The organism is Nocardia sp. NBC_01329, assembly GCF_035956715.1.
Classification (GTDB): Bacteria; Actinomycetota; Actinomycetes; order Mycobacteriales; family Mycobacteriaceae; genus Nocardia.
This window is the reverse complement of the sequence record NZ_CP108381.1, coordinates 5837968-5851372: the sequence shown is the minus strand read 5'-3', so window position 1 is coordinate 5851372 and position 13405 is coordinate 5837968. Positions and strand designations below refer to the sequence as shown.

The window sequence follows — 13405 nt, the reverse complement described above, 5'->3', positions numbered from 1 at the left end:
GGACCCCGGCCAGGGGTGTCCATTAGGCTGGGCCCGTGACGGCCAACGGTGATGCAGCGGGTACTGCCGCTGTGCCTCCGGCCGGGGAACCGGGGCTCGCCGGGAATCGCCACCGGAAATTCCGCTGGCTCAAATGGCTGGCCGTTTCGATCGTACTTCTGCTGTTGATCGGCGAGGCTTTCTATCTGTGGCCCCGATTACACGAATCGTGGCAGAAACTCACCGAGATCCATTGGGGCTGGGTCGCCCTGTGTATCGCGGCGCAAATGCTGTCCATGACCGGTTTCGGATACGTCCAGAAACGGCTCCTGCACGCCGGCGGTGTCGAGGTGAGCCAGCACGGATCGGTGGCGGTCGTCTACGGCGCCACCGCCATGTCGGTGACCCTGCCCGCAGGTCAGGTGTTCTCCACGGCATTCACCTACCGGCAGACCAGGCGCTGGGGCGCCAGCCCGGTGGTGGCCTCGTGGCAACTGGTGTTCTCCGGGGTCGTCTCCGCGGCGGGCCTGGCTCTCATCGGGGTGCTCGGTACCGTGCTGGTGGGCGGCCGGGTGGGGCCGGTCAACCTGCTCGTTTCGGTGGCCGCGGTGGTGGCCCTGGTCTGGGCGGGCAACTATGCCTCCCGGCATCCGGGCACCTTCGAGGGGGTACTGCGCCGAGCGCTGATCCTGGTGAACCGGGCGCGCAAACGCCCGCCGAACACCGGTATCGACAAGATGCGGGAAATGCTCGACCAGGTCGAATCGGTGAAACTGGGTACCCGGGACGGCGCGTGGGTCACCTGGTGGGCGGTTGTCCACCGGCTGGCCGATGTGGCCTGCCTGGGTGCGGCCTGTTATGCCATCGGCGGTGATCCGCGGTGGGCGGGACTGCTGATCGCGTTCGCGGCGGGCAAGGCCGTAGGTTCGATCCCCTTCGCGCCGGGCGGAATCGTCTATGTGGACGCGACCCTGATCTACGGTCTCACCGCGGCCGCCGGATTGCCGGCGGCGCAGGCAGTCGCCGCCGCTTTCGTGTACCGGCTGGTCAGCTTCGTGCTGATCGCGATCATCGGCTGGATCGTCTTCGCGTTCCTGTTCCGCACCCGCAATGCCGAGGACGACGAATACGAGCAGGAGTTCTCCCGGCGTAATGCCTGAACCGCCGCGGACAGCGGATGGGCTGCGCCCGACCGCGCCCACTAGGCTCCTCGATGTGAAGTGGTACGTAGCGATCGCCGTCGACGTCGTGCTGGTGGTGGTGTTCTGCGCCATCGGCCGGCGCAGTCACGAAGAGGCTGTGCTCACCGGTCTGCTGCACACGGTCTGGCCCTTCGCGGTGGGGCTCGCCGTGGGCTGGATCGTCGCGGCGGCGATCGCTCGCCGGTCGGCCGCTGCCGAACCGTTCGACGGTTCCCGCCTGTGGCCCGCCGGGGCGGTGATCTGGTTGTGCACCCTGGTGTTCGGCATGCTGCTGCGGGTGGTGGCGGGGCAGGGCACCGCGTTCAGTTTCATTGTGGTGGCGGCCGTGGTACTCGCGCTGTTCCTGCTCGGCTGGCGAGGAGCCGTCCGGGCGATCAGGTGATCGCCCGGCTACCCGCCACGCGGCTCACTCGTCGGGATGGGCGAGCGCCTGCAGCATCCGTTCACCCATCCGGACGACCATATCGCCGCTGTCGATATCGGCGATATGGATCGCGAACGTCAGATCACCCATACTCGCGATCAGCCAACCGTCGTCCCCGGCCTTCGCCGAGAACCCGTTGACATCACGGAATCCGCGCAGCCGCGCCATGTGCGGCGCGTTCATCCCGTCGCGCAGCGCGGCGCGCAGCGCGGCGTCGACCGGGCCCGGAAGCGGTCCCATCGGTGCGTCGGTTTCGCCGGGACGACCGCGTTCGAGCATCGGCGGGCGGACCGTACCGTTGGTGATCGCCGCGGCCGCGATGGCCATCCCGAAGGGGCTCACCAGCAGCGCGTCCGAACCACCGCCTTGGCGAACCGGTTCGGCATCACCCGCACCGGCCGGGCGACCGGTCACTTCCTCCAGCCCGGGAACCCGGAAGTCCACTCCGACACCGAGCATGGCCGCCGCCTCGATCACCTCCTGGTCGGTGACGTCCTCGGGTGCCTTCCCCTCGGCAGCTCCGGCCGCTTTCCGGAACAGGTCGATGGTGCCGCCGGCCGGGTAGAGACCGGTGAACGCGACCGGACCCTGGGCACTGGAGTAGTTGTTCTGCGCCGCCGCCACGACGGCGCCGGTGGAGGGCTGGGTGACGACGATGGAGGCCGGCGAACCGGCGCTGACCACCGCGTCCTCGGCGGCACGCTGCAACCGCTGGTCCATGGTCCCCGCGATATCGGGACCGGCCGGGCCCTGGTTGCCGGCCAGTTGTTTGACGAACCGCCCGTTCTCGGACAGTTGCACGGCCCAGCCGGAGTGCTGGTCCTGGCTCTGTTCCCAGACCTTCTTCATCGCGTCGAGCATCGGCGAGAAGATCCGGCGATCGGAGACGATGAGCCGAGGCTCCTGTTTCATCACCACACCCGGGATCGGCGCCATTCGAGGTTCCAGGATCGCGAAATCGCCCTCGCGCAGGCTGACCGCGGTGATGGGCTTACCACCGGCCGCGGCGAGGTCCTCGCGCAGCGCAGCGCCCGTGATCAGCGGCGCCACCGGTTCGATGGCGCGGGCCAGCGCGTCGGTGGAGGCCACCTGGTCGGGCATCCGGGTGGGATCGAGTTCGACCACGTTGATCACCTGCTGGGTCATCAACGGCTTACCGACGTTGTCGACGACCTTCGGCGCCGGGTCGGGCGTGGTGCGCACCAGCTGAACGGAGCGATTCTGGCTGAGCTCGGGCATGACCACGGCCGGGTCCCAGGAGATCCGCCAGCCGTTGGCGAGTTTGCGGACGTTGCCCTGGAGACCGTAGCTCCAGTTCTTCCGCTCGCCGAAGCTCCATTCGACATCGAGGTTGAAGATGCCGGATTCGGCGTCGAGTCCGATGAATTGCGCCTTCTCGTAGTCGACGGTCCCCGATTCGAGACCCTCGAACATTTGCCGAAGGGTTGCCGAAGCCGCCGACGGGTACGAGGTCAACTCGGCCGCGCCCGCGTAGTCGTGTTCGTCGAGTCGTTGGGTGAATCGATCGACGACCGATTCGGGTCCGGCCGTTTCGGTCCCGGTCCCGCACGATCCCATCGCAATTACCAGAGCCGCCACCCCCGTAAGGGCCATAGCGCCCCGGAAGCGAAAGCGGCGGGATCCCCTCACGTCCATGTCGCCCACTCTTCACTCTTGTCACACCGGTAACAAGACAACCGTACCTGAAAAATGCCTGCTTGCGAGTGATCGCAAACCCGAAATCGTACCCCGGCCCACCGTGCGCGGTTGCGGCCGAGCCCAACTCGCCGCGCAACGGACCATGATCAATTATCGGGGCGTCCGAGAACACCCGGCGACGCTACGCTACCGATCGACCGGAAGCGGTGCGCCGTTACCCCGCCAGTCCGCGTTCATCGAAGAGATACCCGCTCACGGTAGCTCAGAATCATCCGCTCACGGGTTAGGTGTCGGTAGGGTTGCTGCCATGTCCGACGGCACCCTCCCGCAAACCTCGAGCAGCCCGATTCTGGTCCTCAACGGCCCGAATCTGAATATGCTCGGCACCCGGCAACCCGAGGTGTACGGGACGGAGACCCTCGACGATGTAATCGAATTGTGTCGTCGGGCCGCGGCGGCGCACGGTCGGGAGATCTCCCATTTCCAGTCCAATTCCGAGGGCGAACTCATCGACCGGATCCACGGGGCGCACGGCACCGTGTCGGCAATCGTGATAAACCCCGGCGGGTTGACCCATACCTCCGTGGCCTTGCGCGACGCGCTGGTCATTCCCGAGGTGCCGATCGTCGAGGTGCACATCAGCAATGTGCATGCGCGCGAGGAGTTCCGCCGGCACTCCTACGTGTCGCCCGTCGCCGACGCGGTGGTTGCCGGGATGGGCATACAGGGTTACGCCGCCGCGATCGAATTCCTGCTGACCCGCCGGGCGTGACCCGGCCGGCCCGCGGCTGGGCGTTCAGCTCACGCGGTCGATCCGGAAAACCGGGAACCCCGGCGCGATCGCGGCGAGTTCGGCATCGGTGGAGTCCTTCGTGATGCCCTCGAAGAATCGCCCGACTTCCCAGCCCCAGCGCTCGAGGTAGAGCCGCAGCAGCGGAACCTTGTCCGCGTCGTCGACCTCTACCGCGGTGAAGACCTCGGTCCGCCGGCCCAGTCGCAGCTCGCCGGCGCCGGCGACGCGCAGGTTGCGCACCCATTGGGTATGCCCGCGCGGCGCGACGAGGTAGCGCTGCCCGTCGGCGGCGGTCATGAGATTGACCATGGTCGTCCGCCACTCTCCGGATTTGCGACCGCGTACCGCCAGCAACCGGGACCCGGCGATGCTGATTCCGAGCTTGGGTAGCAGATTGGCGATCCGGTTGAAGATCGGGTCGAAACCGGTGGGGCCGAGGTAGCGGGTCGTCGCGTCGGTCATCTCGTTCTCCTTTGTGAGCAATGCTCTCTGTTGTGAACAACAATCGCATCTCCGCCCGACAAAGTCAAGAGCGGTGCTCTCTATTTATTGAGCCGCAGGTCAGGAGGCCCGAGAACAGTCACGGAGCCAGCGGCCGGGCAGCGGTTTCCACCCGGCCCCGCGGAACCCGCTACCGGCAACCCGTTTTTCTGAGACGGTGGTCGAGGGCCCGGTCCCCCGCGGATATCGGGCAGGTGTGCTGAAGCGAATGGCGGAGGAGAGTGGCGTGCGAGCCGCAGTTTTCCACGGAACCGAACCCCGATTGGTCGTCGAGGACATCCCGGTGCCGACCCCCCGACGAGGCGAGGTCCTACTGAAGGTCACCGCCTGCGGGGTCTGCCACACCGACCTGCACGTCCTGCGATCCGAAGTGAAGTTCCCGGCCCCCGCCGTCCTCGGTCACGAGGTCTCCGGTGTCGTCGAACGGCTCGGTGGGGGTGTGGGCAACGTCGCCGTCGGCGACAACGTGGTGTGCAGTTTCATCATGCCCTGCGGCGATTGCCGCCACTGTGTCCGCGGCGCCGAGGACCTGTGCGAGAAGTTCTTCGCGCACAACCGGCTCAACGGCACCCTCTACGACGGCACGACCCGGCTCGCCCGGGCCGACGGCACCCCACTGGCCATGTACTCGATGGGCGGGCTCGCCGAATACTGCGTGGTGCCCGCATCCGACGTCTTCACCGTCCCCGCGGACATCGGTCTCGAGGCCGTATCGATCCTGGGTTGCAGCTCGTTCACCGCGCTCGGCGCGATACACACCGCCGAACTGGGTCTCGGCGACCGGATCGCGGTGGTCGCGGCCGGCGGGGTGGGATCCTCGATTGTGCAATTCGCCGCGGCGGCCGGCGTCGCCCAGATCATCGCTATCGATATCAGCGACGAAAAGCTCTCGGCGGTAGCGAAACTCGGTGCCACCCATACGATCAACTCCCGGACCGACGACGCCGCGACCCGGGTCCGGGAACTCACCGGGGGACACGGGGTCGATGTGGCGTTCGAAGCATTGGGGAGCGCCGCCACCTTCGCGACCACGCTGGACGTGCTCGACGACGGCGGCCGAGCCGTGGTGGTCGGGATCGCCCCGGCCGGTTCCACCGGTGCGATCGACCTGGCCCGGCTGGTCCGCCGCAAACTGCAGATCCGCGGCTCCTACGGCGCGAAAGCCCGCACCGATATGCCCGCGTTGCTCCGGATGGTCGCGGCGAACACGGTGCGGCCGCAGGAGGTGATCACCCGCCGCTACTCCCTCGACCGGGCCGACGAGGCCTACAGCGCGCTCGGCCGCGGTGAGATCGTCGGACGGGCGATCATCGAAATGGGTTGAGGCGCCGCAGCACCGGTCCGCCACGCGCCGCGCGGATCAATGCGAGAATTCACCGCCGAGCGAGTAACGTCGAGCCATGCCGACGGAGGTCCGCAACAACATCGCACTGGAACGCTTCGAGATCACAGTCGACGGCGAGGTCGCGGGATATACCGAATATCAGGACACTGCCGGCGAGCGCGCGTTCGTGCACACCGAGGTGGACCCACGCTTCGACGGCTCGGACTATGCCCGGGCCCTTGTCGAGAGCGCACTGGACGCCACCCGCCGGGAGGGGCTGGGCGCACTGCCGATGTGCCGGCAGGTCCAGCGTTTCATCGGGACCCACCCGCAGTATCTGTCGATGGTGCCGCACTGGGCCCGGGACCGCCTCGGAATGCCGCAGTAGTAACGCTGGGCACCGCCGGTTCAGTAGGCGGCCACCGCGCCGTCCAATGCCTGCTGTAGGTCGGCGCGAACCAGCCGGGCTACCTCCGCCGGCCGGGCCGGAAGGTCGGTGTGCGGGACCCCGAAGTGGAAGCTCGCGGACTTCACCTCCTCCCTGGTCGGCGGCGCCGCCGGATCGGCTCGGGGCCCGTAGCTCAACCCCAGGCTGACCAGCGCCGGCCGGGCACCGAGTTTGGCCGTCCGGAAGGCGATATGCCCGATCCCGGTCCCGACCGCCTGCACCTGCGCCGGATCGACCTCGTTGCAGGTGCCTTCCGGGAAGATCGCCAGGCTGTCCCCTACAGCCAGGCGTTCAGCACAGATATCCATCATCCGCTGGCCGGCCGCGTTCACCGCCCGTAGTCCGTGGTCGCGGCCGCGGAACACCGGGATCCCGCCCATCATGTCGATACGGCGGCGCAGTTTGGTCTCCTCGAACAGCTCGTCCTTCGCCAGCACGCGGGTGCGACCGATGATCGGCCGCAATTCGCTGCGCCAGGCCGCGGCCGCGAGCGTGTACGGATCCAACTGCGACAGGTGGTTGACCGCGATCAGCAGCGGGGTCCGGGAACGGATCAACCCGCGGATCGCCTCCCGGGCCCCGGCCGCGTAGCCGACCCGCGGCCGGTAACGGCGGCCGAGCAGCGCGTAGGCCCCCGTCGCCTGCAGCCGGTTCTGCCGGTGTTCGCGATAGAAGTCGTACACATCGTCACTGTTGTCCAGGAGCACCTCGGGGGGACGCATACGGCTGACTCTACGAGCCTGCGGCGGTATGTCCAGACGGCCCGGAAACGGCCGCCGAGTGAACTCCGCGCGAAGTGAACAGTTGATCAGAGCGGCACAGTCGGGCAATAACTGCGATGATGGCCAGGTGGCGCAGGCAGATGACCCCGATGATCGCAAGACCCGGGGCGGCCGCGGTGACGGGCACGAGCCCGAACCTGGTCGTCGCGGTAACCGGCAGGGTGAGCAGACGGTGCGGGCCGGTACGCTCCTGGTTTCCTCGACCGAACTGGCCGAGCCCACGTTCCGCCGTACGGTGGTCTACATCATCGAGCACAACGACGCCGGAACGCTCGGAGTGGTGCTGAACCGGCCCAGCGATACCCCCGTACACGATGTGCTCCCACAGTGGGCGGAGTTGTCCGCGCAGCCGCACACCCTGTTCGTGGGCGGACCCGTCAAACGCGACGCCGCGTTGTGTCTGGGCACGCTCCGGGTCGGTGCGTCGATCGACGGGATTCCGGGATTGCGGCGGGTGGACGGCCGGGTGGTACTGGTCGACCTGGACGCCGACCCGGACCGGATCGGTCCGCTGGTCGAGGGTGTCCGGGTCTTCGCCGGCTACGCGGGCTGGACGTTCGGCCAGCTGGACAGCGAACTGGCCAGCGACGACTGGATCGTGGTCTCGGCTCTGCCCAGTGATCCGATCGCCGGCCGACGCACCGATATGTGGGCCCAGGTGCTGCGCCGGCAGCCGCTGCCGCTGTCGCTGCTCGCCACTCATCCGATCGAGGTCGAGCGCAACTAGAAGCGCCCTGTCCCCGCCGGCGGACCGGCGAGGACAGGGGCGTCGGGGTGTCAGCGGCCCTGGCGCCGGAACACGGTGGTCGACCAGAAGAAGCCGCCCAGGCCGATCACCAGGCACCAGCCCAGCGAGATCAGCGCGTTGTTCCCGATCGCGCTGCCCATCAGCAGCCCCCGCACCGTTTCGGTGAACGGCGTGAACGGCTGGTATTCGGCGAACCAGCGCATCACCGTCGGCATGGTGTCGGTGGGGACCAGACCGGAACCCAGGAACGGCAGCATGAGAATCGGGAACGGCAGATTGCTGGCGCTCTCCGGGTTCGGAGCGATCAGCCCGAACGCGACCGACAGCCAGGTGAGCGAGAAGACCACCAGCAGCAGGAACCCGATCGTGGCGATCCATTCCAGCGGTGTCGCCGACGGACGGAACCCCATCAGCAGTGAGACCCCCAGCATCGCGACGAGTGCCAGGAATGCCTGCACCTGTACACCCAGCGCATGCCCGGTGAGCAGCGCGGAACGCGAGATCGCCATGGTCCGGAATCGGTTCACGATGCCCTTGGTGACATCGGTGCACACCGATATGGCCACCGAGGCGGTCAGATAGGCAGGCAGCAGCAACAGCATCCCGGGGACCAGATAATCGATATAGGCGGTACCACCGTCACCGCCGAGACCGGGCTCCAGCGCACCGCCGAACACGTAGTTGAATATGGCCATCAGAACGATCGGCATCACCGTGACCGAAATCGTCATGCTCGGATAGCGCCGCGCCTGCAACAGATTGCGCCGCAGCATGGTCCAGGAATCGGCCAGGGCCCTCGCCCGGCGCGGCGGGTGGGCGGTGAGGGTTGTCATCGCACGAGTTCCTTGTCTGTGGTGGTGTTTCCGGTGAGGGTGAGGAAAACGTCGTCCAGGTTCGGGGTGTGCACGGCCAGGCCTTCGGCGGCCAGCCGATGGGCGTCGATGCGGTCGAGCACCTCGCGTAGCGAACCGAGGCCGCCGTCACCGGGGACGGCGAGGGTCAGTTCTTCGTCGATGGCGCGGGCATCGGAATCGAAAACAGCTGCTGCGGCGCGCAATCCGGCGATATCGCCGAACCGCACCCGGATATGCCCACCGGGCACCAGCCTTTTCAATTCCGCTGAGGTGCCTTCGGCGACGATCCGGCCGTGGTCGAGTACCGCGATCCGGTCGGCGAGCTGATCGGCTTCCTCCAGGTACTGAGTGGTGAGGAAGACGGTGACCCCGTAGTCCTGCACCAGGTTGCCGATGATCTCCCACATGGTGCGCCTGCTGCGGGGATCGAGGCCGGTGGTGGGCTCGTCCAGGAAGATGATGCGCGGATCGCCGACCAGGGTCATGGCCAGGTCGAGACGCCGCGTCATTCCGCCGGAGTAGGTTGCGGCTGTCTTGTCGGCGGCCTCGGTGAGATCGAAGCGTTCGAGCAGCTCCTGAGCGAGGTCCCGGGTGCGCCGCCGGGACAGATGGTGCAGATCTCCCATGAGCAGCAGGTTCTCGCGTCCGGTGAGCAGTTCGTCGACGGCGGCGAACTGTCCGGTCACCCCGATCACCGACCGCACCGAGTCCGGTTCGGTGGCCGGGTCGTGGCCACCGATCCGGATATCACCGGCGTCGGCCCGGATCAGGGTGCTCAATATCTGCACGATGGTGGTCTTCCCGGCGCCGTTGGGTCCGAGCAGCGAATAGATGGTGCCTTCGGGCACCGTGATGTCGACGCCGTCGAGGACGACCTTGTCCCCGTAGGACTTGCGGAGACCGGCCGCGCGAATGGCCGGGCTGCGTCCGTTGTTCATGGATCTACCCTTTCGAAATCAATAATCGAATGCGAATGTGAGCATGTATTATCGACACCGCCCCCGGGGGAGGGTGTGGAGTCAGCAAGTGGATGGTTCCGGCGGGCGCCACCCCGCCGCCAGGATCAGATATCGAGCTCCTCGACGGGGGCGTGCTCGGCGATATCGGAGAGGCGTCGGTAGAGCAGATCGGGGATCTTGCCCTTCAGTTCCTCGACAGTGCCGACGATGGTGAGCACATAGTCGCCCCAGTCGTGTTCGATACCCAGCATGCGGCGCCAGTTCTTCAGATCGCGCAGCCAGTTGTCCGATTCCGGATATTCCGACCAGTTCGCGTATTGCTCGTGCAGCACGAATTTGTTCTTACGACTACGGAACACGCGCACATGTTCCATTCGCTCGTCGGTGACATCCCGATGCTCGACGAGCAGGGCGCCCTGGAATCGCACCTGCCGGGCACCGTTGTGGCCGACCCGCAGGACGATCTCCTCGTACCCCTCGAGCTTGCCCTCCTCCAATTCGATGAAGCGCTTGAGCGCGGTGACCACCGCACCGGACAGATTGCCGCCGACCAATTCCTGCGCCCGCTGAAACAGTGGCAGATCGTCGTCGGCGACGTAGATGGTCTTGTTCGGCATGAGCTGACTATACGTAGAAATATACGTATAGCGCAAGCGGTCGCGATCACCCACCTTCCGCGCGGTCACGAGGGTTCATCCCCAGTTGCTTCTCATCTACCTATTGAACGTGCCGTTGTTTAGCGGTACAGTAGGCATTGTTCCGATAACGCAAAGAAAGAGTGCGACCCGCCCCCAAGGCCGCACCGAGCGTGACCGAGTGAGGACCCCGATGAACACGAACCCCGCACAGCGCACCCGCCGCCTCGCCGCGCGAATCGCCGCAATCGCGGTCATCGCCCTCGCACCACTTGCCGTCACCGCCGGTCCCGCTCTCGCCGACCCGGGCCAGGCGGTCCAGATCAGCGATTCCGACGACAGCTTCGGCGACAGCGGGAACGGCAACGGCGACTTCGGTTGGGACGACAACGGCCAATACGGCTACACCGACCACAACCGGCAGAACTACGACGGGTACGAAGACAACCTCAACAGCGGCGGGAACCAGTACGCCGACCGCGACTCGCACAACAACTACGACGGCGGCTATGACCAGCCGGCCGACTGGGACCGCGAGAACCACAGCGGCAGCACCCAGACCCCAGCCGTCTGGAACGCGCCCAACCCCCACATCCCGGCTCCGGCGCCGAGCCTCCTGCCGCAGGTCCACTTGCCGGTACTGCTGCCCTTCGCGATCCCGGGCGGACTGCCCCTTCCCTGAGAAGGACAGCGAACCGATACGGCGAACAAGTTGCCGTTGTCTAGCGGCACATAGCTGAGCGAGTCGTTATCGGGAAGTGGAAGGCCGGGTCGGTTAGCGCCGACGAAATCGCCGGAACAGCCGGACGATCGGAGCGAGGAAACCCGGACGGGGCGGAGGCCACGGAATACCGGACTCGCGAGCGAAACGCACAGCGTCGGCCGCCGTTCCGCTTCTCGGCCGGGCCCGAGCCCACTCGACGAACCGTGTGGTGAAGTCCGGGCCGGCCGCATGCACCAGTCCGGGATAACGGACCGCGACTTCCCTGGCCCGCTTATACCGGAGTGCTTGCGCTGTTGCGTGCACTCCGGCCGGATCGAAACCCGGCGGGACCGGCTCCCCGGCCACCAGCGCACGCACCAGTGCCGCTTGCCGGTCCGCCAAACCGGGCGCCTGCCCGTCCATCACCGCGACCTTGCCCGGGCGGCGGCGGTGACCGGTGGGCGGGCCGCCGCGTCGGCGATTGCGTCGAGTTCGTCCAGCAACTCGTGGGCGGGCGGATAGTCACCGTCCCGTTCGAGCATGAGCGGGACCGGGAGATCGTGTAAGAACTCGGTGACCAGCGCGAGCACCTCCGCCGGTATCGGATGCAGGTGGGTGTCGTGATAGCGCCCGCCGGATTCGTGGCCGCCGGCGATATGGCAGTAGGCGATGCGCTCGGTGGGCAGTCGGCGCAACTCGATGCGTGGATCGCGACCCCGATTGCGTGCGTTCGCGTACACATTGGCGATATCCAGCAGCAGATACGCACCGGTCCGTTCGACGATCTCGGTGAGGAACTCCGATTCACTGAATTCGTCGTCGGGCCAGTCGAACAGCGCGGCGATGTTCTCCACGGCCAGCGGTACATCCAATCCGGCCCGGGTCCGGGTGATATTCGCGGTCAGGGCGTCGAGCGCTTCGCGGTTGCGCGGGATCGGGAGCAGATGACCGGCCTCGAGGCCCCCTGCACGCACGAACGCGATGTGCTCACTGACCAGCGGTGCCGCCACTGTCCGCGCGCAGGCCGCCAGGTGTTCGATCCGGCGGCCGTCCACCGGTTCCGCACCACCCAGTGACAGTGAGATCCCGTGCGGAACAATGGCAATGCCCCGGTCCCGCAGCGCTGCGAGCTCCGCCGGAACCTCGATCCCGCCGCGGCCGCGACCGAGTGATTCCGCGATGACCTCGCAGAAGTCGAGACCGTCCAGCTGGTCTATCAGACCGCAGATCTCCGGGCGCCAGCCGATTCCGAGAGCCGATTCGGGTAGCGGACCGGTCACCGGTCAGCCACCGCAGCCACCACCACCACCACCGCAGCCACCACCACCACCGCAGCCACCACCACCGCTGTCGCCGCCACCGGCGTCACCACCGCCGGATGCTCCGTCCGCGCTGAAACCGGACATGGCAGTGTTCAGTGCCGGATCGAGCAGTACCAGCGCCTGCACACCGAACAGAGCGACGGCCAACCCGGCGGCCGCGGGACCGTAGGTCTGGTAAGACGGCGAATTCCCCGGACGCAGATACCGATTCTCGGCCTCCGCCTCCGCCAGCGCCGCCCGGCCCGCCGGGGTGAGCCGCACCGGCGCCACCACCCGCCACCAGGCAAACCCCGAAGCCAACAGCACGAGCACCAGGAAGAGCACCGGATTGCCGTTGAACAGTCCGGTGACCAGCCGGGCCACCCCGAAGAAACCCACGACCAGAATCGGCAGGCCCGCCTCGCGCACCTGCTTCGTGTACCGGGCGTCGGCCAGATAACCGCGATGGACGAGAACTTTCCGCATCCGATCGAGTTCGCCGCGGAGCCGATGGGTCACCTGGGTGATGCTCTGTTTCGAAACGTCGAGCCGTCCGCGCACCGCGACGGTGAACGGATCGAGCGTGGCCGTCGCGGGAGCGGACCCGACCGGCCGGCCACCGGCATCGATGAGATCGTGGCTGCGTAACAGCGCGATCGAGGCCATCACCGCCCGCCGATCACTGGTCAACAGACCGAGCTCGGGTGCGGTCAACTCGCCCACCGGAACCGGCCCGGTCGCGGTGACGATCCGGTGCCGCAACCAGACACCTACACCCACGGCGACGATCGCGAAGGGGATATAGATCAGCAGGAATCCAGGACCCGAAATACCCCAGGTCTCACCGGCACCCAACACCGATTCCGCCGCCGACCATTCGACAATGCGCATACCCACCTCCGACTCCGCGCGATATCGACTCCAGTATCCGGTTATATTGCCCCGCCTTCGGCGGGGCGGTCGGGGCCCTCGTGACCCCGGTTCTTCACTCCGGCGCTCAGTCGCTGCGCTCCTTCGCTCTGTCGCTCCAGAACCGGGGCGGGCCCCGACCACGGAGGGTGACCGTCCGGAGCTGACGGAAGGCCGCTTTGAG

General features: G+C 67.0%; 16 protein-coding genes. 7 read left to right on the top strand and 9 right to left on the bottom strand.

Annotation, left to right across the window (positions count from 1 at the left end):
- Window positions 1-35 precede the first annotated feature (35 nt).
- Window positions 36-1139, top strand: a complete 1104-nt coding sequence (locus OG405_RS26560) for a lysylphosphatidylglycerol synthase transmembrane domain-containing protein (RefSeq protein ID WP_327149135.1) — start codon at window positions 36-38, stop codon at window positions 1137-1139.
- Between the two features lie 55 nt (window positions 1140-1194).
- Window positions 1195-1563 carry a DUF3054 domain-containing protein gene (locus OG405_RS26555; protein WP_327149134.1) on the top strand — a complete coding sequence of 123 codons (369 nt, stop codon included), beginning with the start codon at window positions 1195-1197 and terminating at the stop codon, window positions 1561-1563.
- 24 nt (window positions 1564-1587) lie between these two features.
- Here the strand turns inward: OG405_RS26555 and OG405_RS26550 are convergent, their stop codons facing one another.
- Window positions 1588-3183, bottom strand: a complete 1596-nt coding sequence (locus tag OG405_RS26550; protein ID WP_327149133.1) for an NTF2-like N-terminal transpeptidase domain-containing protein — start codon at window positions 3181-3183, stop codon at window positions 1588-1590.
- 388 nt (window positions 3184-3571) lie between these two features.
- Here OG405_RS26550 and aroQ point away from each other — a divergent pair, with 388 nt between their 5' ends.
- Window positions 3572-4036 carry a type II 3-dehydroquinate dehydratase gene (gene aroQ / locus OG405_RS26545; RefSeq protein WP_327149132.1) on the top strand — a complete coding sequence of 155 codons (465 nt, stop codon included), beginning with the start codon at window positions 3572-3574 and terminating at the stop codon, window positions 4034-4036.
- Window positions 4037-4060: 24 nt separating this feature from the next.
- Here aroQ and OG405_RS26540 read toward each other — a convergent pair whose 3' ends face one another.
- On the bottom strand, window positions 4061-4519 hold the full coding sequence (locus OG405_RS26540; RefSeq protein WP_327149131.1) for a nitroreductase family deazaflavin-dependent oxidoreductase: 459 nt from the start codon (window positions 4517-4519) through the stop codon (window positions 4061-4063).
- Between the two features lie 265 nt (window positions 4520-4784).
- On the opposite strand from OG405_RS26540, the gene OG405_RS26535 reads away from it, so the two are divergent.
- Both OG405_RS26535 and OG405_RS26530 read left to right on the top strand, forming a co-directional pair.
- On the top strand, window positions 4785-5882 hold the full coding sequence (locus OG405_RS26535) for a zinc-binding dehydrogenase (RefSeq protein ID WP_327149130.1): 1098 nt from the start codon (window positions 4785-4787) through the stop codon (window positions 5880-5882).
- A gap of 76 nt (window positions 5883-5958) precedes the next feature.
- Window positions 5959-6270 carry a GNAT family N-acetyltransferase gene (locus OG405_RS26530; protein WP_327149129.1) on the top strand — a complete coding sequence of 104 codons (312 nt, stop codon included), beginning with the start codon at window positions 5959-5961 and terminating at the stop codon, window positions 6268-6270.
- 20 nt (window positions 6271-6290) lie between these two features.
- On the opposite strand, the gene OG405_RS26525 is transcribed toward OG405_RS26530, so the two are convergent.
- Complete coding sequence (locus tag OG405_RS26525; RefSeq protein WP_327149128.1) at window positions 6291-7052, bottom strand: lysophospholipid acyltransferase family protein; 762 nt, start codon at window positions 7050-7052, stop codon at window positions 6291-6293.
- Window positions 7053-7284: 232 nt separating this feature from the next.
- Here OG405_RS26525 and OG405_RS26520 point away from each other — a divergent pair, with 232 nt between their 5' ends.
- Window positions 7285-7839, top strand: coding sequence for a YqgE/AlgH family protein (locus tag OG405_RS26520; RefSeq protein WP_327152536.1), 555 nt, complete (start codon window positions 7285-7287; stop codon window positions 7837-7839).
- A 50-nt stretch (window positions 7840-7889) separates the two neighbouring features.
- Here the strand turns inward: OG405_RS26520 and OG405_RS26515 are convergent, their stop codons facing one another.
- The 3 genes from OG405_RS26515 to OG405_RS26505 form a co-directional block, all read right to left on the bottom strand.
- Complete coding sequence (locus OG405_RS26515) at window positions 7890-8693, bottom strand: ABC transporter permease (RefSeq protein ID WP_327149127.1); 804 nt, start codon at window positions 8691-8693, stop codon at window positions 7890-7892.
- Window positions 8690-9652 (bottom strand): ATP-binding cassette domain-containing protein, encoded by a 963-nt coding sequence (locus OG405_RS26510; protein WP_327149126.1) that lies wholly within the window; start codon window positions 9650-9652, stop codon window positions 8690-8692. Before OG405_RS26510 ends, OG405_RS26515 begins: the two co-directional genes overlap by 4 nt.
- Window positions 9653-9777: 125 nt before the next feature.
- Window positions 9778-10290 (bottom strand): EXLDI protein, encoded by a 513-nt coding sequence (locus OG405_RS26505; protein ID WP_327149125.1) that lies wholly within the window; start codon window positions 10288-10290, stop codon window positions 9778-9780.
- A gap of 211 nt (window positions 10291-10501) precedes the next feature.
- Between OG405_RS26505 and OG405_RS26500 the strand changes: the two genes are divergently transcribed.
- Window positions 10502-10990 (top strand): hypothetical protein, encoded by a 489-nt coding sequence (locus tag OG405_RS26500; RefSeq protein ID WP_327149124.1) that lies wholly within the window; start codon window positions 10502-10504, stop codon window positions 10988-10990.
- A 93-nt stretch (window positions 10991-11083) separates the two neighbouring features.
- On the opposite strand, the gene OG405_RS26495 is transcribed toward OG405_RS26500, so the two are convergent.
- The 3 genes from OG405_RS26495 to OG405_RS26485 are packed head-to-tail and all read right to left on the bottom strand — an operon-like array spanning window position 11084 to window position 13203.
- The gene (locus tag OG405_RS26495; RefSeq protein ID WP_327149123.1) at window positions 11084-11434 is read right to left on the bottom strand and encodes a hypothetical protein; all 351 of its coding nucleotides are present in this window, start codon (window positions 11432-11434) and stop codon (window positions 11084-11086) included.
- Window positions 11434-12291: a DUF692 domain-containing protein gene (locus OG405_RS26490; RefSeq protein ID WP_327149122.1), complete on the bottom strand. Its 858-nt coding sequence runs from the start codon at window positions 12289-12291 to the stop codon at window positions 11434-11436. Before OG405_RS26490 ends, OG405_RS26495 begins: the two co-directional genes overlap by 1 nt.
- Window positions 12292-12294: 3 nt before the next feature.
- Window positions 12295-13203 carry a TIGR04222 domain-containing membrane protein gene (locus OG405_RS26485; RefSeq protein WP_327149121.1) on the bottom strand — a complete coding sequence of 303 codons (909 nt, stop codon included), beginning with the start codon at window positions 13201-13203 and terminating at the stop codon, window positions 12295-12297.
- Window positions 13204-13405 lie beyond the last annotated feature (202 nt).